Genomic DNA, 20755 nt, shown 5'->3' with positions numbered 1-20755 from the left:
CTTACTGACCAGAGGTCTGGGCAAGTGGAAGAGGGGTGTCGTCGATCTGCACCACTTCGCCCGGACGGGCGTGCTGCAGGCCTTCGATGACAATGCGGTCGCCGGGCTTGAGGCCACCGGTGACGATCCAGCGGTCGTTCTGCACCGCGCCGAGCTGCACTGGCTGCTGGGCCACGCGCATCTGGTCGTCGACGGTCAGGACCTGCGCTACACCGGCGCTGTCACGTTGTACTGCGCGCTGGGGAACGGTGAGGCCGTGCTGAATCACGCCTTGTTCAAGACGCACGCGAACGTAGCTGCCGGGCAACAGATCGAGATCCGGGTTGGGAAACTCGCTGCGCAAAATAATCTGACCGGTGCCCGGATCGACCGTGATGTCGCTGAACAGCAACTTGCCCGGCAGCGGATAGAGGCTGCCGTCGTCCTGGATCAGCGTGGCCTTGACCTGATCCTGGCCGACCTGTTGCAACTGGCCGGAACGGAAGGCACGGCGCAGCTCATTCAATTCACGGGTCGACTGGGTGAGGTCGGCGTGGATCGGATTCAGTTGCTGGATCAGCGCCATGGGCGTGGTTTCGTTCTGGCCGACCAGTGCGCCTTCGGTCACCAGCGCACGGCCGACGCGTCCGGAGATCGGCGCGGTGACGGTGGCGTAACCGAGGTTCAGCTTCGCTCGTTCCACGGCAGCCTTGTTGGCGGCGACGTCGGCGGCGGTCTGCCGGGCGTTGGCGCGGGCGTTGTCGTAGTCCTGAGCGCTGATGGCCTTGTCATCGATCAACTGGGCGTAGCGCTGTTCCTGCAGTTTTGCCTGGAACGCATTGGCTTCGGCTTTGCGCAGGGCAGCTTCGGCGCTGTCCAGGTCAGCCTTGAATGGCGCCGGATCGATGCGGAACAGCACGTCGCCCTTTTTCACGTCGCTGCCTTCGCGGTAGGTGCGTTGCAGCACGACACCGGCCACCCGGGCGCGGACTTCGGCAATGCGCGGCGCGGCAATGCGCCCGCTCAGTTCGCTGCTGATCGACAGGGGGCGTGCCTCAAGAGTTTCGACCCGCACGGTGGCCGGTGGCGCCTGTTCCTCAGTGCTTGAGGATTTACCACAGGCACTCAGCGTCAGCGCCAATGCGATCAGGCCGAGCCCGGCCAGCAGATTCTTCGACATGTACAACCCCCAATATTGATGTGCGCATCCTACGGCCAGGCACCGAAGGTAGCGGTGAAGCTTTGTAGGTGCTGTGTGAAATTGTGTAAGGGTTTTGCTCAGGGACGAGTGAGGGCGTATATCCTTTACGCCTTGAAATTTATTGCGACAGATATGCAGCCTTCGCGGGCAAGCCCGCGAAGAGCCCCTGCCAGTCGCCACAGCACTTTCTGGATCATCAATGCCCAACATCCTCCTGGTCGAAGACGACACCGCCCTCGCCGAACTGATTTCCAGCTACCTGGAACGCAACGGTTACTCCGTCAGCGTGATCGGTCGTGGCGACCATGTGCGCGAACGGGCGCGGCTCAATCCGCCGGACCTGGTGATTCTCGATCTGATGCTGCCGGGCCTCGACGGTTTGCAGGTCTGTCGATTGCTGCGCGCCGACTCGGCAACGCTGCCGATCCTGATGCTCACGGCCCGCGACGACAGCCACGATCAGGTACTGGGCCTGGAAATGGGTGCCGACGATTACGTCACCAAGCCCTGTGAGCCAAGGGTTTTGCTGGCGCGGGTACGCACCTTGCTGCGCCGCAGCAGCCTTGGCGAACCGATGACCGCCAACGACCGCATCCTGATGGGCAACCTGTGCATCGACCTGTCGGAGCGCACTGTGACCTGGCGCGAACAACCGGTCGAGCTGTCCAGCGGCGAATACAACCTGCTGGTGGTGCTGGCCCGTCACGCCGGTGAAGTGCTGAGCCGCGACCAGATCCTGCAACGCCTGCGCGGCATAGAGTTCAACGGCACCGACCGCTCGGTGGATGTGGCGATTTCCAAACTGCGGCGCAAGTTCGACGACCACGCGGGCGAAGCGCGCAAGATCAAGACCGTGTGGGGCAAGGGTTATCTGTTCAGCCGTTCCGAGTGGGAATGCTGAGTCGATGTTCAGAATCCTGTTTCGCCTCTATCTGGTGACGATCGTTTCCTACAGCGCGGCGATCTATCTGGTGCCGGATCTGGTGGTGATGGCGTTCAGGGATCGGTTCGTCACCTACAACCTCGATTATTCCCGTGGCCTGCAATCGCTGATCACCAAGCAGTTTCGCGCGGTGCCGCAGGATCAGTGGCCGGCGGTCGCCGCTGCGATGGACAAGGATTTCCAGCCGCTGCACATCGTCCTCGCCCGCATCGATAACGCCGATTTCACCCCGATCGAGCAGGAACGCCTGCGTCGTGGCGAAAACGTGGTGCGCATCGGCGACTGGGGCTGGCGCACGCTGGCGGTGACGCCGCTGAACGACCAGGTGGCCGTGCAAATGGTGGTGCCGCCGGACCCAATGGACGTGAACTTGCTGTACTGGAGCATCAACGTCCTGATCGGCGCGAGCTTGCTGGCGTGCCTGTTGCTGTGGCTGCGGCCGCACTGGCGTGATCTTGAACGCCTGAAGGGCACCGCCGAACGCTTCGGTAAAGGCCACTTGAGCGAGCGTACGCAAATCGGCTCGAGCTCGAACATCGGCAGCCTGGCCACGGTGTTCGACACCATGGCCGGCGACATCGAAAACCTGCTCAACCAGCAGCGTGATTTGCTCAACGCGGTGTCTCACGAATTGCGTACGCCGCTGACCCGTCTGGACTTCGGCCTGGCGCTGGCGTTATCCGATGATTTGCCGCAAGCCAGCCGCGAACGCCTGCAAGGTCTGGTCGCGCACATTCGTGAACTCGATGAACTGGTGCTGGAGTTGCTGTCCTACAGCCGCCTGCAAAACCCGGCGCGTCTGCCGGAACAGGTCGAGGTGGCGCTGGACGAGTTCATCGACAGTATTCTGGGCAGCGTCGACGAAGAGCTGGAGTCCCCGGAAATCGTCATCGACGTGCTGCTGCACAATCAGCTGGAACGCTTCTCCCTCGACCCGCGCCTGACGGCCCGCGCGATTCAGAACCTGTTGCGCAACGCCATGCGTTACTGCGAAAAACGTATTCAGATCGGTGTTCAGGTCTGCCCGAAAGGCTGTGAGATCTGGGTGGATGACGATGGCATCGGTATCCCGGAAGACGAGCGGGAGCGGATTTTCGAACCGTTCTATCGACTGGATCGCAGCCGCGACCGAGCGACCGGCGGGTTTGGCCTGGGACTGGCGATCAGCCGTCGGGCGCTGGAAGCGCAGGGTGGGACGTTGACCGTGGAAGGTTCGCCGTTGGGCGGAGCGCGGTTCAGGCTTTGGTTGCCGACCCCGGTTTGATTCGATCGCTCCCGCGCATGGCGCGGGAGCGATCGGTGATCAGAGCAATTCAGTGGATTGAATCAACCCGACCCCGGCCACCTGCATCCGCTCGATCGCCGACGCCAGTGATCCATTCATATCGATCGCCCGACAGGCGTCCAGCACCACAAACGTATTGAACCCCGCCGCCCGCGCATCCAGCGCGGAGAACATCACGCAGAAATCCAGCGCCAGCCCGACCATGTACACCGTGTCGACACCGCGCTCCTTGAGATAACCCGCCAGTCCTGTGGTGGTGGCACGGTCCGCTTCCAGAAACGCCGAATAACTGTCGATGTCCGGGTTGCAGCCCTTGCGGATGATCAGTTGCGCGTGGGGCAGGTTGAGACCCGAGTGAAACTCGGCACCGTGTGTGCCCTGAATGCAGTGATCCGGCCAGAGTGTCTGTTCGCCGTACGGCAGTTGAATCACGTCGTAGGGCTGACGGCCGGGATGGCTTGACGCAAATGAAGCATGACCCGCCGGGTGCCAGTCCTGAGCAATGACCACTTGCTTGAACTGCTCGGCGAGACGGTTGATCAGCAGGACGATCTGGTCACCCTCGGGCACGGCCAGTTGGCCGCCGGGAGTGAAGTCGTTCTGGACGTCGATGACCAGCAATGCAGTACGCGGTGAAATCGCCATGTAAGGGTTCCTCCCTGGATAATCACTCGCCAAGCATAGTGACTGGCTGGCTCATGTGCTCAGCCGCTCTTTAAACATTTTTGCCAGACCTTCCAGCTCGGTGGCCGGGTTATGCCCGATCAGCATCCACGCGTGTTCGCGTTCGGTCCAGTACACCACGTTCATCCCGTGCCGGCGTTCATGGGCCAGCGGCTGGCTGCCGCTGTTGGAGCGCGTGACGCACAGTGCCAGCGGGCCATGGGTGGCGTCGAGCCAGGTCATCTGTGCAATCGGCACACCGTCATACTCAAGCAGTTGCGCACGTTTGAATTGTGCACCGGGCAGTTTCAGTTTCGCCGGCGACAGGCTCAGGCCCAGCCGCGCATCGACAGTTCGTAACTGCGCCAGCTCAGAGGCTTCGTCGGTGGCCAGATGTTCAAGGGTTTGCGGTACGTACAGCGCCATGTAATCGCCCACCAGCTCGCGCCAGTTGTGCGATTGTTGCGCTTGCCAGCCAAGGAACAGACGGTCGGCCGCGACTCCCGCGAGCACCATGCCCGCTGCCGCCGCGCCGATAAACCAGCGCCGGCTGAAACCGGGCCGCTGCGGGGAGGGCGCGGCATCCAGTCGCGCTTGCAGGCGATCAAGCGGTGCCTGTCGGGCCAGTTCATTGTAGGCGTCGCGATAGGGCAGGTTGCTGCGGCTCAGCCACTGCACCCGAAGATTAAGCAGCGGATCGTCGGCGATGAGGCTGTCGAGCTGGCTGCGTTGTTCGCGGTCCAGTTCATCGTCCAGATACGCCACCAGTTGCTCGTCCGAAGGCGTATTCATTGCCGGTCTCCTGCGGGGGTGTTCGGTACCGCTTGCAGCGGCGGGTATTCGGCCAGTTTAAGGCGTGCGGTGGCGAGGCGACTCATGACCGTGCCGATCGGCACTTGCAGGATCTCGGCGACTTCGCGATAGGACAGGCCTTCGACGTAGGCGAGATACACCGTTTCGCGCTGGGTTTCCGGCAGCGCATCGACGCGGCGGATCACCTGCGCCGCCATCACGTGAGTCTGCGCAGCGTATTCGCCGTCGAACGTCAGTTGGCTGTCGGCGTCCACCACACCCTGGCCCTGGCGCACCCGGCGGGCGCGCACTTCATTGAGCCAGATCGAATGCAGAATGCTCAGCAGCCAGCGATCCATGCGCGTGCCGGCCACGTACTGGCCTGAACGTTCAAGCGCTCGCACGCAAGTGGCTTGCACCAGATCCTCGGCCACGTGCCGATTGCGCGACAGCAGCAAGCCGTAGCGCCACAGGCGCGCCAGGTGTTGTCCGAGTTCGGCTCTGAATGCCTGATCGCTGAAAATGTTCGCCTCCGCGTGTCGTGTCAGGTTTTCGATGAATCGTTGATGGCTTCGGCCAGGTCCCGGTATTCCTCGCAGGTTGTGCCGCAAATCTTCTGGATATGCTGCAACTGTTCCTGCGCCAGATCGACGCGACCCTTGATGACATAGGCCTCGCCCAGGTATTCGCGGACTTGCGCGTACTGCGGATCAAGCTTGACCGATTGCAGGTAATAACCGATGCCTTCGTCGGTTCGGCCCAGCTTGCGCGTGGCGTAACCGCGATAGTTGAGGGCCTTGGCGGTGTTCGGTTGTTTCAGGGTGTCGAGCAAGGCAAGGGCTTCTTCATATCGACCGTCCTTGGCCAGACGATAGGCGTAGTCGGTGCGGTCGGCGTCCGGCACCAGGCTGCTGGTCTGTCTGACGCATTTCTGCGTCTTGCTATCGAGCACCTGGCCTTTCGGGCAGTTGGGTTTCTGCACCGGCTCGTCTTCATCACCGTGGGCCAGGGCCAAAGGGCTGGACAACATCGCGGCCATCAGCAACGGGGCGGCGAACATAACGGAACGGAAAGTCATGGGCAAGGCTCCATAGTGGGTCATGTTTCACGTTGAACACCGCAAGGTGAAGTTTTATTCATTGCTTTGTCAGGTGCCATTCAAGGAAAGCGCAAACCCGAGCGCTATGCTCCTGACGTCTGTCGTCGATCCGCCGTTCCACATTGGGAGTCGCGCCATGAAAGATCAGGTTCACCACTCGGCTGCCGCCGGTTACAAGACCGCCGCCGACACGTACATCAAAGGCCGGCCGGACTATCCGCCGGCGGTCACCGAATGGCTGACGACAACACTGGACCTGGATGGCCACAAGACTGTTATCGACCTCGGCGCCGGCACCGGCAAGTTCACCGGACGGCTGGTGGCGACCGGAGCCCAGGTGATTGCCGTGGAGCCGGTGGCGCAGATGCTGGAAAAACTGTCTGCCAACTGGCCGGAAGTGCTGGCCGTCAGCGCCATGGCGACCGATTTGCCATTGCCCGATGCCTCGGTGGACGCCGTGGTCTGCGCCCAGGCCTTTCACTGGTTCGCCAGCACCGAGGCACTGGACGAAATCGCCCGGGTGCTCAAGCCCGGCGGCAAGCTCGGGCTGATCTGGAACCTGCGCGACACCAAGGTCGGCTGGGTACCGAAGCTCGATGCCATCGTCAACGCTCAGGAAGGCGACACGCCGCGTTACTACACCGGCGCCTGGCGCAAGGTGTTTCCGCACCCGGCGTTCGGGCCGTTGCAGGCTCAGCATTTTCACCATGGTCATACGGGCTCGCCGGAGGATGTGATTTTCAACCGGGTGCGTTCCACCAGTTTCATCGCGGCGCTGCCGGATGCAGAGCGAGCCCGGATCGATGAGCAGCTGCGGGCGCTGGTCGCGTCCGATCCCGAGCTGCGGGGCAGGGATGTGATGACCGTGCCTTACGAGACTGCCGCGTTCGTGGCGGTGAAGGGCGGCTAGAGTCCTGCATTTGGCCGAACCGCCGTTCTGAGGCCTTGATATAGTTCAGGCCTCATTTTCAGACCGGTAAAGGATTTCTGCCATGACTCAATACACCGCCTTCAGCGTCGAACTGGCCGACAACATCGCCCATGTGCAGATCAACCGTCCGGAAAAGATCAACTCGATGAACGCCGCGTTCTGGAGCGAAATCGTCGAGGTGTTCCAGTGGATCGACGACACCGACGAAGTGCGGGTGGTGGTGCTCAGCGGTGCCGGCAAACACTTTTCCTCGGGCATCGACCTGATGATGCTGGCCGGCGTGGCCAATGAGCTGGGCAAGGACGTCGGCCGCAACGCGCGCCTGCTGCGCAAAAAGATCCTGACCCTGCAAGCCTCGTTCAATGCCGTCGACAATTGCCGCAAGCCGGTGCTCGCGGCGATCCAGGGTTATTGCCTGGGCGGTGCCATCGACCTGATCGCGGCCTGCGACATGCGCTACGCTGCCGAAGACGCGCAATTCTCTATTAAAGAAATCGATATCGGTATGGCGGCTGACGTAGGCACTTTGCAACGGTTGCCACGGATCATCGGTGACGGCATGCTGCGTGAGCTGGCTTACACCGGTCGCACCTTTGGCGCCGACGAAGCGCGCAGCATCGGGCTGGTCAACCGCGTTTACAGCGACAAGGACAGCCTGATCGAAGGTGTGATGGACATTGCCCGGGACATCGCCGGCAAGTCGCCGATCGCGGTCACCGGCACCAAGGAAATGATCAGCTATATGCGCGACCACCGTATCGACGATGGTCTGGAGTACGTTGCCACCTGGAACGCCGCCATGTTGCAATCCACCGACTTGCGCGTGGCCATGGCCGCCCATATGAGCAAACAGAAACCCGAATTTCTGGATTGAGAAACCATGACATCTCGCTGGACCACCGCAGTACTGGACACCGATCAACCCGGCGGCTGGGCCGTCGCGCGCAGCCCCGAGGGTTTTCTGTTCGATGACAACGGCGCGCTGTTCCCCCGGGAATGGCTCAAGCGTCAGGACTTGTCGATCCTCGCCGAGCATGGCATCGGCCATCTCGATGGCGAGCCGGTCTACCTGCTGGAACTGCGCAGCACCAGCGAGGTGCCGGGCTGCAACTGGAAAGGCTTGCGGGCGTTCATGCTCGACGGCGATCACACGATCTACAAAGTGTTGGGTTATGCGGCGCAGATCGGGACGTGGGCCCGTGAACACCGTTTCTGCGGAAACTGCGGTCAGGCCATGACTCAAGTGCCACGGGAGCGGGCGATGTATTGCCAACCGTGCGATCTGCGCAGTTATCCGCGTATTTCGCCGAGCATGATCGTGCTGGTGACTCGTGGCGATGAAGTGCTCCTGGCGCGTTCGCCGCGTTTCGTCACCGGGGTCTACAGCACGCTGGCGGGGTTTGCGGAGCCTGGGGAGTCAGCCGAGGATTGCCTGATTCGCGAAGTGCGAGAGGAAGTCAGCATCGAAGTGAAGAACATCCAGTACCTGGGCAGCCAGTGCTGGCCGTTCCCGCACTCGATGATGCTGGGTTTCCATGCCGAATACGCCGGCGGCGAAATTGTCTGTCAGGAAGACGAGATCGAGGACGCCCAGTGGTTCAACGTGCACGATTTGCCGCCGTTGCCGGCGTCCAAATCGATTGCCCGTTACCTGATCGACGTCTACGTGGCGCGGCGCTTAGGCCACGCTGAACCAGTGTTGCCAGGCTAGACGCACGGTCAACCCCAGCACCACGGTGATGAACACCGGACGAATGAACTTGGCGCCGCCGCTGATCGCGGTGCGCGCCCCGAAGAACGCGCCGACCATCACCGACAGGCCCATGCTCAGGCCGATGATCCAGTCCACCTGCCCGGAAAACACGAACACCGACAGCGCCGCAATGTTGCTGACGAAGTTCATGCTGCGCGCCACGCCGCTGGCCTTGACCAGATCGATCGGGTACAGCAGCAGGCTGCTGACAGTCCAGAAGGCGCCAGTGCCGGGGCCGGCCACGCCGTCGTAGAAACCGAGGCTGAAGCCCTGGGTCGATTGCCACTTCTTCTTGATCGGTGCATCGCTGTCCAGCGGGGCCTTCGGCGTGCCGCCAAACAACAGGTACAGGCCACAGGCGAACACGATTACCGGCAGCATCTTGTTCAGCCATTCCGCCGGCAGATAGTGGGCGACGATGGCACCGGTCAGCGCGCCGACCAGCGTGCCGACGATGGCGTGCATCCACTGCCTTGGGTGAAACAGCTTGCGCCGGTAGAAGGTGAAGCTGGCGGTGGCCGAGCCGAAGGTCGAACTCAACTTGTTGGTGCCCAGCACCAGGTGCGGCGGCAGACCGGCGGTGAGCAATGCAGGTGTGGTCAACAGACCGCCACCGCCGGCGATGGCGTCGATGAATCCGGCAATGAAAGCGACAAGGGCCAGAACGGCCAGGGTAGTGAGGTCAACGCTGAGTTCGAAAGGCATGGAATCGGCTTATTCGGCAGGTTGCAGAGCTGGGCTGCGGGGAGGGCAGTCATGTTACTCATTTCCAAGTGTTGCGGCGACCCATAAGGCCCGGGCACCGACTGTTCAACTGTTGCCCAGCCAACACGCACACAACAAATCACCCTCCCGTCATGCATCCCGATCACCTGAAGCCTCAATAAAACCGGGCTATCGAGGCTGGCACGCTTGCTGCTCTACCTCTCTCACCTTCATCAACTGTCCCGAGGACACGCCAATGAGTCAGCAAGCCGTGAAATTTGCCTACTGGGTGCCGAACGTCAGCGGTGGGCTGGTGGTCAGCAAGATCGAACAACGCACCGACTGGGGCATCGACTACAACCGCAAGTTGGCGCAACTGGCCGAGGCGGCGGGCTTCGAATACGCCTTGACGCAAATCCGCTTCACCGCCGGCTACGGCGCCGAGTTCCAGCATGAATCGGTGGCGTTCAGCCACGCGCTGCTCGCCGCCACCAGCAAGCTCAAAGTCATTGCCGCCATTCTGCCCGGCCCGTGGCAACCGGCGCTGGCGGCCAAACAGTTGGCGACCATCGATCAACTCACCAACGGCCGGATCGCGGTGAACATCGTCAGCGGCTGGTTCAAGGGTGAGTTCCAGGCCATTGGCGAACACTGGCTGGAGCACGACGAGCGCTATCGTCGCTCGGAAGAGTTCATCCGTTCATTGCGAGGGATCTGGAGCCTGGACAACTTCACCTTCCGTGGCGATTTCTATCGTTTCGACAACTACAGCCTCAAGCCTAAACCGCTGGGCCGGCCGGAAATCTTTCAGGGCGGCAGCTCCCGTGCGGCGCGGGACATGGCGGCACGGGTGTCGGACTGGTATTTCACCAACGGCAACAGCGTCGAAGGCATCAAGGCCCAGGTCGATGACATTCGCGCCAAAGCGGCAGCGAACCATCATTCAGTCAAAATCGGGGTGAACGCGTTTGTCATTGCCCGGGATACCGAAGAAGAAGCCAAAGCGGTGTTGGCGCAGATCATCGATCAGGCTGACCCGGAAGCGGTGAATGCCTTTGGTGATGCGGCGAAACAGGCGGGCAGGGCGTCGCCGGAGGGCGAGGGCAACTGGGCGAAATCGACGTTTGAAGATCTGGTGCAGTACAACGATGGCTTCAAGACCAATCTGATCGGCACGCCTCAGCAGATTGCCGAGCGGATCGTGGCGTTGAAAGCGGTGGGAGTGGACCTGGTATTGGCGGGGTTCCTGCACTTTCAGGAAGAGGTGGAGTATTTCGGCAAGCGAGTGTTGCCGTTGGTGCGGGAGTTGGAAGCCAAAGCAACGCTGAAGCACAGCGCCGAAGTGGCCTGAAGACCCTTCCTGCACAATCTGCAGGAAGGATCGACGGCTTAATTACAGACCCAGCTCGGACAGCCCCGGATGATCATCCGGGCGTCGGCCCAGCGGCCAGTGGAACTTGCGCTCGCTTTCCTTGATCGGCATATCGTTGATGCAGGCATAACGCTGGAACATCAGGCCGTGCTCGTCGAATTCCCAGTTCTCGTTGCCGTAGGAGCGGAACCAGTTGCCCGAGTCGTCGTGCCATTCGTAGGCGTAGCGCACGGCGATGCGGGTGTCGGAATACGCCCAGAGCTCCTTGATCAGGCGGTAATCCAGTTCCTTGGCCCATTTGCGGGTCAGGAAGCCTTTTGCTTCTTCGCGGTTGTTGGCGAATTCGGCGCGGTTGCGCCACTTTGTGTCGAGGGTATAAGCCAGCGATACGCGGTGCGGGTCGCGGGAATTCCAGCCATCTTCGGCCAAGCGAACTTTTTCAATGGCCGATTCACGGTTGAAGGGTGGCAATGGCGGACGCACTTCGGCTGCAGTAGACATGTTTGTCTCCCGATCAAATTAACGATTGAACAACTTGTCGCTTATTGAGGCTTTACAGGTCCAATAACTTTCGCGCCATGCATTGCGCATTATCGGCGGCACTGTGATCACCCATCACAAGCGCTACGGTAATGGCGCCGTCAATCAGGATCAGCAACTGTTTGGCCAGCAGTTGCGGGTCCTCGGCACCATGTTCGGTACACAGCTCGCACACGTAGTCGAGCAGCTTTTGTTTGTGGTCTTTGGCGACCAGGCGCACCGGATCCTGCGGATCGCCGGTTTCGCCACTGGTATTGATGAAGGCGCAGCCCCGGAAGCCTTCCGAGGCGAACCAGCCCTTGAGCACGGTAAACAGGTTGAGCAGGCGATCGGCCGGGGTTTCGGCCTGATCGACGGCGCTTCTGTACCAGTGCATCCAGCGCACGTCGCGGCGCTGCAGGGCGGCGACGGTCAGCTCCTCCTTGTTGGCGAAGTAGCGGTAGATACTCTTTCTGGAGACACCGGCGGTTTTCACCAGAAGATCCATCCCGGTGGCGGCGATGCCACTTTTGTAGATCAACTTTTCGGTGACATCCAGAATGATGTCGCGGGTCGTGTCGTTGCTGGTGATTTCGTTCATGTAGCGAACAGTAGAACGATCGTTCTCCTTGGTCAAATGTTTTTTATTTATCGTTCCCACGCTCTGCGTGGGAATGCCTCAAGGGACGCTCCGCGTTCCAGCTCTGGAAGGGACGCGGAGCGTCCCGGGCTGCATTCCCACGCAGAGCGTGGGAACGATCAATCAGGCGGGAAGACCCGAAGGAGTTGATGGTGTAAGCTCTCGGGTTCTTCGGATTCGACCCATTGCGAGCCCTATGCCGTTGCTTTTCAAACGCTCTCTGCTGCCCAAGTTGCGCAGCTTTCCGCTGACCGCCGAGGCCGTGACCATTCTGTCCGGCGCCGCCGAGTTCCGTCGTTGCCTGCTGGAGAAAATCGCCCAGGCGACCCAGCGCATCTACCTCGTCGCGCTCTATCTGCAAAATGACGAAGCCGGTCAGGAAATCCTCGATGCCTTGCACGCCGCCAAACTCAAGCGTCCCGAGCTTGAAATCGTTGTGGTCGTCGACTGGTTGCGCGCCCAGCGCGGCTTGATCGGTGCCGGCAAGCAGCCAGGTAACTCGGCCTGGTATCAGGAAATGACTCGCACCCACCAGAGCGTGGTGCCGGTCTACGGCGTGCCGGTGCAGACTCGTGAGCTGTTCGGCGTGCTGCACCTCAAAGGCTTCGTGATCGACGATTGCGTGGTCTACAGCGGTGCGAGCCTGAACAACGTCTATCTGCACAAGTTCGACAAGTACCGCTTCGACCGTTATCACGTGCTGCAGAGCCGGGAACTGGCGGATTCGATGCACCATCTGGTCAAGCACGGCCTGATCGAATCGAAAGCGGTGCATCGCCTCGACTTGCCGAACCTGCCGACCACCCGCAGCCTGCGCAACGACATCGGCGACCTGCGCAGCCGCCTCAAATACGCGACGTACGACACCAGCGCCGGCAGCACGGCGCATACCGGCCTGTCCGTCAGCCCGTTGCTCGGTGTGGGCAAGAACAACCCGCTGAACCGAGTGATTCTGGAGCTGATCGCCAGCGCCCAGAAGCAACTGACCATCTGCACGCCGTACTTCAACCTGCCACTGGGAGTGATCCGCGAGATCAACCGGGCGCTGGCTCGCGGCGTGAAGATCGACATCGTGGTCGGCGACAAGACCGCCAACGACTTCTACATTCCGCCGACCGAGCCGTTCAAGGTGATCGCCGCGCTGCCGTATCTCTACGAGATCAGCCTGCGCCGTTTCGCCAAGCGCCATCAGCGCAACATCGACAGCGGTCAGTTGAACCTGCATCTGTGGCGTGAGGGCGACAACAGCTATCACCTCAAGGGGATGTGGATCGATCAGCGCTACACCTTGCTGACCGGCAACAACCTCAATCCGCGGGCGTTTCGTCTCGATCTGGAAAATGCGCTGTTGATCGATGACCCGAAAGGCGAGTGGCTGGAGCCTCGGCGTCTGGAGCTGGAAAACATCTTCGAACACACCCAGCGAATCGCACGATTCCAGGATCTGGAAGCCTTGCCGGATTATCCGAGCGGGGTGGCCAAATTCCTCAAACGCGTGAGCCGGGTGAGGGTCGAGCGGTTGCTGTACCGGATTCTGTAAGACCGGAAAACGAAAATCCCCCGAACGCAGGACGCGTCCGGGGGATTTTTTTATGCGCAGAACTCAGTTCAGACCGAGCTTGCCACGCAAGGTCGACAGGTCTTCCGCCAGGGTATTGACCGGGCCCACCAGCGCCTTGCGGTCGTTTTCCTTCACTTTGTCATAGGTCTCGAAGCCGCCGTCCTTGGTCTTGTACTTGGCCAGGATCTTGTCCACGGTGGCGAAGTTCTTGTCGACTTTGGCAACGAAGGCTTTGTCCTGTTTCTCGATCTGCGGACGGAACAGGTCGACGATTTTCTTCGCGCCGTCGATGTTGCCCTGGAAGTCATAGAGGTCGGTGTGGCTGTAACGGTCTTCTTCTCCGGAGATCTTGGTGGCAGCGACTTCTTCCAGCAGTGCGGCAGCGCCGCCCACGACTTTCTCGGGCGGGAAGGTCAGGCCGGCGACGCGGGTCTGCAGGTCCTGGACGTCTTTATCCAGTTTGTCGGCCAGATCGTTCAGGCCCTGGGTGCTCTTCTCCGAGAACAGCGAGTACTCGAGGCGGTGGAAACCGGTGAAGTCTTCAGCCTTCACACCCTTTTCGTGGTCATCGACGCGGGAGTCGATGGATGCATCGAGGTCACTGAACAGCTCGGCAATCGGCTCGATCGACTCGTAGTAGACGCGGGTCGGTGCATAGAGCTTCTGCGCGGTAGCCAGGTCACCCTTTTTCACGGCATCGGTGAATTGCTTGGTGTGGGTGCCCAGTTGGTCCAGTTGCTCGGTGACGTAGATCTTGTAGTCCGAAACCGGCCCGACCAGATCCAGCGGTGCGGTCGCCGCGAACGCCGACAGCGGGGTGTTGAGTAGACCGAGGGTCAGCAATAACGCGATGGGCGTCTTTTTCATGGGGGCGGCTCCTGTTGAATGCTATGCAGTTGTTTTTGGTTGGGTAGCGTTGAGCAACGAGCGACCGATGAAATCCTTGTCGCCCGTAACACCCGGCAGGGTGAAGAAGTAACCGCCGCCGACCGGCTTGAGGTATTCCTCCAGCGGCTCGCCATTGAGGCGGGTCTGCACGGTGATGAAGCCTTTTTCCAGATCGGCCTGGTAGCAGATGAACAGCAGGCCCATGTCGAGTTGGCCGTTCTTGTTCACACCGTTGGAATAGTTGAAGGGGCGGCGCAGGATCAGGTTGGCCTGGCTCGCGGTGGTGCGCGGGTTGGCCAGGCGAATGTGCGCGTCGAGCTTGGTCAGCTTGCCTTCCGGGTCCTTGCTGTAATCAGGGACTTCGGTCTCATGGCTGGCGCCCATCGGCGCGCCGGTGGTTTTGACTCGGCCGATGATGCTTTCCTGCTCCTGCAACGGCGTGCGATCCCAGCGTTCGACGAAGTTGCGGATGATCCGCACGGCCTGATAACTGCCGTGAACGGCCCAGGCCGGCTCGTCGCTGCCCGGTTGCACCCAGACGATGCGGTCCATGGCTTTGCCGTCGTTGGAATCCGGGTTGGCCGAACCGTCGCGGAAACCGAGGAAGTTACGCGCCGATTGCGCTGGCACACCGGGTTTCGCCGGGGCTTGCGGCGGCACGCTGCCTTCCTGTTTCCAGCGCACCAGCAGCAGGTCCGGCAGGTTCTTCACGATGTCGCGCAGGGCGTGGATGTTGGTGTCGGCGGTGTTGGAGCAGAACTGCAGGCTCAGGTCGCCGTGGCAGCAATCGGCTTCCAGCGCGTCGTTGGGGAAGCCGACCATGCGGATCAGGCGCTTGGGCTTGGCAGAGGCGAGGCCGAAACGCTCGTCGAACAGCGATTCGCCCACCGACACGGTGATGGTCAGGTTGTCCGGTGTGACCACCGGGCCGAGGATGCCGGAATCCGGTGGCGGCAATTTCGGGTCGATCTGCGCCACCGGGCCGCCCTTCATCAGGAACGCGATGCGCTCGTTGAGGGTGCGGAACAGACGTTCGAGGTCTTCGCGGTCGCTGGCCAGCACATCGAACGACACCAGCATGCCGGACGCCGGACGCGGGGTAACGATGCCGGTCTGGTGCGCGCCATGAAAGTCGTGGTGATCCTGGGTCTTGTCACTGCTCGGCGCTTCGGTGACTTGCGCAGGGGCGGCGGCCATTGCCGGGCAGCTCAGGGCGGTGCCGGCCAGTGCGACACCGGCGGCGCCCATGCCCATCAGTACGCGGCGACGTTGCAGGTTGAAGTGTTCGGAATCGTTCATCGGTAGTCGTCTTCTACTTACAGGCCGGAGAGGCCGAGGGCGGGATCAATGGCGTCGAGGGCGTCGGCCAGAGCCTTGGCCTTGTCGGCGATCTGCTTGCGTTGCTCACCGTTGACGGTGTCGTAACTGGCGTAGCCATCCTTGACCTTGAAGCCGTTCAGAGTGGTATCGAAATCAGTCAGCGCGCTGTCGATTTTCGGCAGCAGGTCGGCGGCGGATTTGCTCAGCATCGGGCGCAGCAGTTCGACGACTTTGTGCGCGGTCTCCAGATTCGCTGCAAAACCGTTGAGGTCGCCGTGGCTGTAGCGTTCCTCTTCGCCGCTGGCGGCGCGCACGTCGGCCAGGGTGTTGAGGTTGCGCACGAGGATTTCCACCAGTTGCTCCGGTGGCAGCGACTGGGCCAGCAACTGTTGTTTCAGCGTGGTGACGTCGCCCAACAGGCGCTCGGCAACCGGCGACAGACCGTCGAGGCTGCGTTGCTGGAACAATGCGTACTCGATGCGGTGGAAGCCGACGAAGGCCGGATCCTGCTCGCGTTTCTCGAAGTAATCGGCGCGGGCGTTGATGCTGTTGTCCAGCTCGGCCAGGCGTTGTGCGGCCGGAGCCAGACGCTGATACGCCGCGCGGGCCGGCAAGTACGCCGCCTGAGCCTGGGCCAGATCGCCGCTGGTGATCGCTTGATTGAGCGCCGTGACGGCTCTGATCAGCGCGCTGCTCTGGGTGGCCAGATAGACACGGAATTCCGACAGCGGCCCGACGAAAGCGACCATCGACGGCTTGGCCTTGGCGGCGGCATCGGAGGCTGCGGTCGGCGTCACATGCAGCACGCCGCGCGGGTTGCTCAGCAGGCCGCAGGTGATGGCGTAATCGCCGGGTTGCAGGTTGGCGTTGATCACCTGGCTAAGGCCCGGAGCGATGTTTTCGCGCTCTTCGATCACCAGCACGCCGTCGAGGATTTCCCATTCCACTGCCCGATCGGAGCGGTTGACGATGCGGAAACTGGCACGGCCGGCCGGCACGCTCAGCTCGTTGGGCTCGCAACTGCCGGGGTGGATGTTGACCACCACTTCGTCATGGTTGTGCTGACGCTTGGCCGCAGCCATTTTCGAGGCGTAGTAGAACAGGCCACCGGCGGCGATCATCACGACCACGGAACCGGCCACCGCCCAGCGCAAGGCGCGGGGAGGGGAGGCCTGAGGAATATTAGGCTTTGACATGGAGGCCCTTATTGGCTGGAAGCGGAATTCGAAGCGGCGGCTTTGGGCGCAGGGGCGGAGGCCGGATAGAAGAACATCACCAGCGCCACCACCAGGTAGATCAGGTATGCACCGAGGGTGCTGACGGTCGGGGCATCCTGATAACCGAACATGCCGGCCAGCACCGAGCCCAGCGGGCCGTCCATCGGCAGCGTCGCGCTGAAGTCGAAGAGCACGGTTTGCAGGTGGTTCCACACCCCGGCCTCATGCAGTGCCTGCACCGAGTTGGAGAGGATCCCGGCAGCGACCACGAGGATGAACAGCCCGGTCCAGCGGAAGAACGCCGACAGATTCAGGCGCATGCTGCCGCTGTAGATCAGGAAACCGACGACGATGGCCAGGATCAGGCCGAGCAGGGCACCGATCGGCGCGCCCGGGCCTTCGCTCTGCTGGAACACGGCGAGCAGGAAGAACACGGTTTCCAGTCCTTCCCGGGCGACGGCGAAAAACACCATGGCGATCAGCGCGATGACCTGATGTTTCGAAGCGGTCAGCGCATGATCGAGGGACGCCTGCAGCGAATGCTTGATCGAACGCGCGACCTTGCGCATCCAGAACACCATGGAGCTGAGAATGCCCACGGCGACGAGGCCGACCACGCCTTCGAACAGTTCCTGCTGTTTCTGCGGGAATTCGGCGCTGACCAGTTCCAGGCCACCACCCACCAGCAGCGCCAGCGCAGCGGCGAGAAATACGCCGATCCACACCGCCGGCATCCATTGGCCACGGCCGGTCTGTTGCAGGTAGCTGGCGATAATGCCAACGATCAGCGCGGCTTCAATGCCTTCACGCAGCATGATCAGAAAGGGAACGAGCATTCGGCATCCACTGTGTAACGAAATGAGGTTACAAGTTGTAACATAATGAAAGTCATTCTCACATGGCACTCATTGACATTTACCTGAACGGTAGCTGAACAAGCTTGAAGATCAACCATTCTCAAATACGCAACGGACATTCCCGGATGGAGCGAGCCGTGCCAGAGCAGCTGCGTTAAGATGCCTGCCACCCGAACAACAACAGGATTTGCCTCGATCCATGTCGGAAAAAGACACCATCGCCATTCAACTGGTGCGCGAAGCACTGCTGCAAAGTTGTGCCCCGGGCGTGGCCACGGAAGAAGTCTTGAACAAGGTCGGCATCGATCCGGCGCTGCTGCCCACCGACGACGCCCGCGTCCCGGCCAGCCAGTACGCACGGTTGTGGCGACTGCTGGCGCGGCGCGGCGATGACGAGTTCTTTGGCATGGACCCGCGCAAGCTGAAGTCCGGCAGCCTGGAATTCCTCTGCCGCAGCGCGATGGCCCAGCCGAATCTGGCTGCCGGTTTGAGCGCCGGTTTGAATTTCCTGTCGCTGATGCTTGAGCGCATGCCGGCGCAACTGGTGCACCAGCAAAGCCTGGCGGAGATCGTCCTGCTGGAGGACGATCCTGAACCGCGCCGCGCCTTCACCTATTTCACCTATTGGATGATCGTCCACGGCGTGGCCTGCTGGCTCGCGGGGCGGCGGATTCCGATCCTGGCCATTGAATTGCGCTGCCCGGCGCCGGACTTCTGCGACGACTACCGGGTGATGTTCTCCGAGAACCTGCGCTTCGATCGGCCACGCACGCGGATGATCTTCGCCGCCGAGGTGCTGGATCTGCCGATCAAGCGCAGTGCCGAGGAGTTGAAACGTTTCCTCGCCCATGCCCCGGCCAACATTCTGGTGAAGTACCGCGACCCGGAAAGCCTCGCCAGCCGCATCAAGCAGGATCTGCGTCAGTTGCCCGCCGAACAGTGGCCGGAAACCGAAGCCCTGGCCCAGCAGTTGTGCATGTCCGCCTCGACCCTGCGCCGGCGCCTGGCTGAAGAAGGGCAGACGTACCAAGGCCTCAAGGACAGCGTACGCAAGGAACTGGCGATCACCTGGCTGGCGGAGCCTTCGATCAGTTTTGTCGACATCGCCACACGCCTGGGGTTTGCCGATGCGAGCTCGTTCTACAAGGCGTTTCGCAAGTGGTCAGGGACTAATCCTGGGCATTACCGCAGCCTGATCCTCAACGAAGCGGTCTGATCCTCGATTCGCCGCAAACCTTGGCCAAACCAGTCATCCACTTTGAAGGCTTTGACCATTGCCGCCGCCGGCGTGCGGCGCGAGTATTCCTCTGTTGTTTACGGTTCCCCAACCTAATAAAAACACAGAGGGATTCTGGCAATGCGCGATTACTTGTCTGCCACCCAGCAGTTTGATTATCAGCACACCGTGGACGCCGCACTCAGCGGCACGCTCGAGGCGCTCAACGCCTGCGTCGAATGTTGTGACCGTCACGCCTTGCCGGGGCGCATCGCGCTGTTCTGGGAGGGCCGCGATGGCGCCAGTGCGACTTACACCTTCAGCGATCTGCAGGACAAAGCCGCGCGTTTCGCCAATTTCCTTCTCGCCCAGGGCGTGCAGAAGGGCGACAAGGTCGCCGGTCTGCTGCCGCGCAATATCGAATTGCTGATCACCGTGTTCGCCACCTGGCGCATCGGCGCGGTGTATCAACCGTTGTTTACCGCGTTTGGCCCCAAAGCCCTCGAACATCGCCTGAACAGTTCCGGCGCAAAAGTGGTGGTGACCGATGCGGTCAACCGGCCGAAGCTCAGTGAAGTCGCCGACTGCCCGACGCTGGTCACCGTCGGCGGCCCGAAAGGCCAGGGCATTGTCCGTGGCGATTTCAGTTTCTGGGCCGAGCTGCCCAACCACTCCAATGTCTGCGAACCGGTGATGTTGACCGGCGAAGACCCGTTCCTGCTGATGTTCACCTCGGGCACCACCGGCCCGTCGAAAGCGTTGTCGGTGCCGCTCAAGGCAGTCGTGGCGTTCCAGAGCTACACCCGCGATGCCGTGGATCTGCGCCCGGAAGATGCGTTCTGGAACGTCGCCGATCCGGGCTGGGCCTACGGCATTTATTTCGGCGTCACCGGCCCGTTGTCGATGGGCCATCCGATCACCTTCTACGATGGCCCGTTCACCCTCGAAAGCACCTGCCGGGTGATCAACAAGTACGGGATCACCAACCTCACCGGTTCGCCTACGGCGTATCGCCTGCTGATTGCCGGCGGCGACGAGTTCGCCAAATCGATCAAGGGCAAGCTGCGCATCGTCAGTAGCGCCGGCGAGCCGTTGAACCCGGAAGTGATCCGCTGGTTCGCTGACAACCTCGGCGTGGTCATTCACGACCATTACGGCCAGACCGAACTGGGCATGGTGCTGTGCAATCACCATGGCCTCGAACACCCGATCCACCTCGGCGCCGCCGGGTTTGCCTCGCCGGGCCATCGCATCGTGGTGCTCGACGAGCAGAACAACGAACTCGGCGTCGGTCAGCCGGGCATTCTCGCCATCGACCGCACGCAATCGCCAATGTGCTGGTTCGCCGGTTACGAAGGTGCACCGACCAAGGCCTTCGTCGGCGATTACTACCTGAGCGGCGACACCGTCGAGTGGAACCCGGACGGCAGCATCAGCTTCGTCGGCCGCAGTGACGACGTGATCACCACTTCAGGCTATCGGGTCGGCCCGTTCGACGTGGAAAGCGCACTGATCGAGCACCCGGCGGTGGTCGAAGCGGCGGTGGTCGGCAAACCCGATCCCGAGCGCACCGAACTGGTGAAAGCCTTCGTCGTGCTCAACCCGCAATACCGCGCCGAGCCAGCGCTGGCCGAAGAACTGCGTCAGCACGTGCGCAAACGTCTGGCCGCGCATTCGTACCCCCGTGAAATCGAATTTGTCAGCGAGTTGCCGAAAACCCCAAGCGGCAAATTGCAGCGCTTTATCTTGCGCAACCAGGAAATCGCCAAGGCTCAAGAGGCTGCGGCGCACAACGTTTCAGCTTGAATCCAAGG

General features: G+C 61.5%; 21 protein-coding genes. 9 read left to right on the top strand and 12 right to left on the bottom strand.

The features are described 5' to 3' along the window. Nucleotide 1: 1 nt before the first annotated feature. Complete coding sequence (locus tag AC1RME_RS06690) at nt 2-1159, bottom strand: efflux RND transporter periplasmic adaptor subunit (protein ID WP_096821498.1); 1158 nt, start codon at nt 1157-1159, stop codon at nt 2-4. A gap of 220 nt (nt 1160-1379) precedes the next feature. Here AC1RME_RS06690 and AC1RME_RS06685 point away from each other — a divergent pair, with 220 nt between their 5' ends. Continuing rightward, nucleotides 1380-2081, top strand: coding sequence for a response regulator (locus AC1RME_RS06685; RefSeq protein WP_007960391.1), 702 nt, complete (start codon nt 1380-1382; stop codon nt 2079-2081). A gap of 4 nt (nt 2082-2085) precedes the next feature. Beyond that, nucleotides 2086-3387, top strand: a complete 1302-nt coding sequence (locus tag AC1RME_RS06680; RefSeq protein WP_096821497.1) for an ATP-binding protein — start codon at nt 2086-2088, stop codon at nt 3385-3387. A gap of 39 nt (nt 3388-3426) precedes the next feature. Here AC1RME_RS06680 and pncA read toward each other — a convergent pair whose 3' ends face one another. The 4 genes from pncA to AC1RME_RS06660 all read right to left on the bottom strand — a co-directional run bounded on the left by pncA (nt 3427) and on the right by AC1RME_RS06660 (nt 5941). Next, the gene (gene pncA / locus AC1RME_RS06675; protein ID WP_096821496.1) at nt 3427-4053 is read right to left on the bottom strand and encodes a bifunctional nicotinamidase/pyrazinamidase; all 627 of its coding nucleotides are present in this window, start codon (nt 4051-4053) and stop codon (nt 3427-3429) included. Between the two features lie 51 nt (nt 4054-4104). Then, on the bottom strand, nt 4105-4863 hold the full coding sequence (locus AC1RME_RS06670; protein ID WP_096821495.1) for an anti-sigma factor family protein: 759 nt from the start codon (nt 4861-4863) through the stop codon (nt 4105-4107). Further along, entirely contained in the window at nt 4860-5345 is a 486-nt protein-coding gene (locus AC1RME_RS06665; RefSeq protein WP_141401792.1) for an RNA polymerase sigma factor, read from the bottom strand. Before AC1RME_RS06665 ends, AC1RME_RS06670 begins: the two co-directional genes overlap by 4 nt. Before the next feature lie 62 nt (nt 5346-5407). Continuing rightward, a complete protein-coding gene (locus AC1RME_RS06660; RefSeq protein ID WP_096821494.1) occupies nt 5408-5941 on the bottom strand; it encodes a tetratricopeptide repeat protein in 534 nt (177 codons plus the stop codon). Between the two features lie 157 nt (nt 5942-6098). Between AC1RME_RS06660 and AC1RME_RS06655 the strand changes: the two genes are divergently transcribed. The 3 genes from AC1RME_RS06655 (at nt 6099) to nudC (ending at nt 8604) form a co-directional block, all read left to right on the top strand. Then, entirely contained in the window at nt 6099-6872 is a 774-nt protein-coding gene (locus tag AC1RME_RS06655; RefSeq protein WP_096821608.1) for a class I SAM-dependent methyltransferase, read from the top strand. A gap of 82 nt (nt 6873-6954) precedes the next feature. Beyond that, nucleotides 6955-7767 carry a crotonase/enoyl-CoA hydratase family protein gene (locus tag AC1RME_RS06650; protein WP_096821493.1) on the top strand — a complete coding sequence of 271 codons (813 nt, stop codon included), beginning with the start codon at nt 6955-6957 and terminating at the stop codon, nt 7765-7767. A gap of 6 nt (nt 7768-7773) precedes the next feature. Next, the gene (gene nudC, locus AC1RME_RS06645; protein ID WP_096821492.1) at nt 7774-8604 is read left to right on the top strand and encodes an NAD(+) diphosphatase; all 831 of its coding nucleotides are present in this window, start codon (nt 7774-7776) and stop codon (nt 8602-8604) included. Here nudC and AC1RME_RS06640 read toward each other — a convergent pair. Beyond that, a complete protein-coding gene (locus AC1RME_RS06640) occupies nt 8572-9351 on the bottom strand; it encodes a TSUP family transporter (protein ID WP_027611974.1) in 780 nt (259 codons plus the stop codon). The two genes, nudC and AC1RME_RS06640, sit on opposite strands and share 33 nt — an antisense overlap. A 256-nt stretch (nt 9352-9607) precedes the next feature. Here AC1RME_RS06640 and sfnG point away from each other — a divergent pair, with 256 nt between their 5' ends. Beyond that, complete coding sequence (gene sfnG / locus AC1RME_RS06635; RefSeq protein ID WP_096821491.1) at nt 9608-10702, top strand: dimethylsulfone monooxygenase SfnG; 1095 nt, start codon at nt 9608-9610, stop codon at nt 10700-10702. Nucleotides 10703-10744: 42 nt separating this feature from the next. On the opposite strand, the gene AC1RME_RS06630 is transcribed toward sfnG, so the two are convergent. Further along, complete coding sequence (locus tag AC1RME_RS06630; protein WP_096821490.1) at nt 10745-11224, bottom strand: nuclear transport factor 2 family protein; 480 nt, start codon at nt 11222-11224, stop codon at nt 10745-10747. A gap of 52 nt (nt 11225-11276) precedes the next feature. Continuing rightward, the gene (locus AC1RME_RS06625) at nt 11277-11843 is read right to left on the bottom strand and encodes a TetR/AcrR family transcriptional regulator (protein WP_096821489.1); all 567 of its coding nucleotides are present in this window, start codon (nt 11841-11843) and stop codon (nt 11277-11279) included. Nucleotides 11844-12078: 235 nt separating this feature from the next. Here AC1RME_RS06625 and pssA point away from each other — a divergent pair, with 235 nt between their 5' ends. After that, complete coding sequence (gene pssA, locus AC1RME_RS06620) at nt 12079-13422, top strand: CDP-diacylglycerol--serine O-phosphatidyltransferase (RefSeq protein WP_096821488.1); 1344 nt, start codon at nt 12079-12081, stop codon at nt 13420-13422. A 63-nt stretch (nt 13423-13485) separates the two neighbouring features. Here the strand turns inward: pssA and efeO (AC1RME_RS06615) are convergent, their stop codons facing one another. The 4 genes from efeO (AC1RME_RS06615) to efeU are packed head-to-tail and all read right to left on the bottom strand — an operon-like array spanning nt 13486 to nt 17704. After that, on the bottom strand, nt 13486-14310 hold the full coding sequence (gene efeO / locus AC1RME_RS06615; protein WP_096821487.1) for an iron uptake system protein EfeO: 825 nt from the start codon (nt 14308-14310) through the stop codon (nt 13486-13488). Between the two features lie 21 nt (nt 14311-14331). Next, entirely contained in the window at nt 14332-15630 is a 1299-nt protein-coding gene (efeB, locus tag AC1RME_RS06610) for an iron uptake transporter deferrochelatase/peroxidase subunit (RefSeq protein WP_096821486.1), read from the bottom strand. A gap of 17 nt (nt 15631-15647) precedes the next feature. Beyond that, a complete protein-coding gene (gene efeO / locus AC1RME_RS06605; protein ID WP_096821485.1) occupies nt 15648-16847 on the bottom strand; it encodes an iron uptake system protein EfeO in 1200 nt (399 codons plus the stop codon). Between the two features lie 8 nt (nt 16848-16855). Then, nucleotides 16856-17704 (bottom strand): iron uptake transporter permease EfeU, encoded by an 849-nt coding sequence (gene efeU / locus AC1RME_RS06600; RefSeq protein WP_096821484.1) that lies wholly within the window; start codon nt 17702-17704, stop codon nt 16856-16858. Between the two features lie 220 nt (nt 17705-17924). Here efeU and AC1RME_RS06595 point away from each other — a divergent pair, with 220 nt between their 5' ends. After that, nucleotides 17925-18941, top strand: a complete 1017-nt coding sequence (locus AC1RME_RS06595; RefSeq protein ID WP_096821483.1) for an AraC family transcriptional regulator — start codon at nt 17925-17927, stop codon at nt 18939-18941. Nucleotides 18942-19082: 141 nt separating this feature from the next. Continuing rightward, nucleotides 19083-20747, top strand: coding sequence for an AMP-binding protein (locus tag AC1RME_RS06590; protein ID WP_096821482.1), 1665 nt, complete (start codon nt 19083-19085; stop codon nt 20745-20747). Nucleotides 20748-20755 lie beyond the last annotated feature (8 nt).

It is taken from the genome of Pseudomonas sp. GW822-FHT03F08 (genome assembly GCF_058801265.1).
The sequence above is the reverse complement of the archived record's forward strand: the minus strand, read 5'-3'. Positions and strand labels throughout refer to the sequence as shown.

Coding starts and splice junctions, on each gene's coding strand:
- AC1RME_RS06690 (WP_096821498.1), bottom strand. CDS start 1,159: ATGTCGAAGAATCTGCTGGCCGGGCTCGGCCTGATCGCATTGGCGCTG.
- AC1RME_RS06685 (WP_007960391.1), top strand. CDS start 1,380: ATGCCCAACATCCTCCTGGTCGAAGACGACACCGCCCTCGCCGAACTG.
- AC1RME_RS06680 (WP_096821497.1), top strand. CDS start 2,086: ATGTTCAGAATCCTGTTTCGCCTCTATCTGGTGACGATCGTTTCCTAC.
- pncA (WP_096821496.1), bottom strand. CDS start 4,053: ATGGCGATTTCACCGCGTACTGCATTGCTGGTCATCGACGTCCAGAAC.
- AC1RME_RS06670 (WP_096821495.1), bottom strand. CDS start 4,863: ATGAATACGCCTTCGGACGAGCAACTGGTGGCGTATCTGGACGATGAA.
- AC1RME_RS06660 (WP_096821494.1), bottom strand. CDS start 5,941: ATGACTTTCCGTTCCGTTATGTTCGCCGCCCCGTTGCTGATGGCCGCG.
- AC1RME_RS06655 (WP_096821608.1), top strand. CDS start 6,099: ATGAAAGATCAGGTTCACCACTCGGCTGCCGCCGGTTACAAGACCGCC.
- AC1RME_RS06650 (WP_096821493.1), top strand. CDS start 6,955: ATGACTCAATACACCGCCTTCAGCGTCGAACTGGCCGACAACATCGCC.
- nudC (WP_096821492.1), top strand. CDS start 7,774: ATGACATCTCGCTGGACCACCGCAGTACTGGACACCGATCAACCCGGC.
- AC1RME_RS06640 (WP_027611974.1), bottom strand. CDS start 9,351: ATGCCTTTCGAACTCAGCGTTGACCTCACTACCCTGGCCGTTCTGGCC.
- sfnG (WP_096821491.1), top strand. CDS start 9,608: ATGAGTCAGCAAGCCGTGAAATTTGCCTACTGGGTGCCGAACGTCAGC.
- AC1RME_RS06630 (WP_096821490.1), bottom strand. CDS start 11,224: ATGTCTACTGCAGCCGAAGTGCGTCCGCCATTGCCACCCTTCAACCGT.
- AC1RME_RS06625 (WP_096821489.1), bottom strand. CDS start 11,843: ATGAACGAAATCACCAGCAACGACACGACCCGCGACATCATTCTGGAT.
- pssA (WP_096821488.1), top strand. CDS start 12,079: ATGCCGTTGCTTTTCAAACGCTCTCTGCTGCCCAAGTTGCGCAGCTTT.
- efeO (WP_096821487.1), bottom strand. CDS start 14,310: ATGAAAAAGACGCCCATCGCGTTATTGCTGACCCTCGGTCTACTCAAC.
- efeB (WP_096821486.1), bottom strand. CDS start 15,630: ATGAACGATTCCGAACACTTCAACCTGCAACGTCGCCGCGTACTGATG.
- efeO (WP_096821485.1), bottom strand. CDS start 16,847: ATGTCAAAGCCTAATATTCCTCAGGCCTCCCCTCCCCGCGCCTTGCGC.
- efeU (WP_096821484.1), bottom strand. CDS start 17,704: ATGCTCGTTCCCTTTCTGATCATGCTGCGTGAAGGCATTGAAGCCGCG.
- AC1RME_RS06595 (WP_096821483.1), top strand. CDS start 17,925: ATGTCGGAAAAAGACACCATCGCCATTCAACTGGTGCGCGAAGCACTG.
- AC1RME_RS06590 (WP_096821482.1), top strand. CDS start 19,083: ATGCGCGATTACTTGTCTGCCACCCAGCAGTTTGATTATCAGCACACC.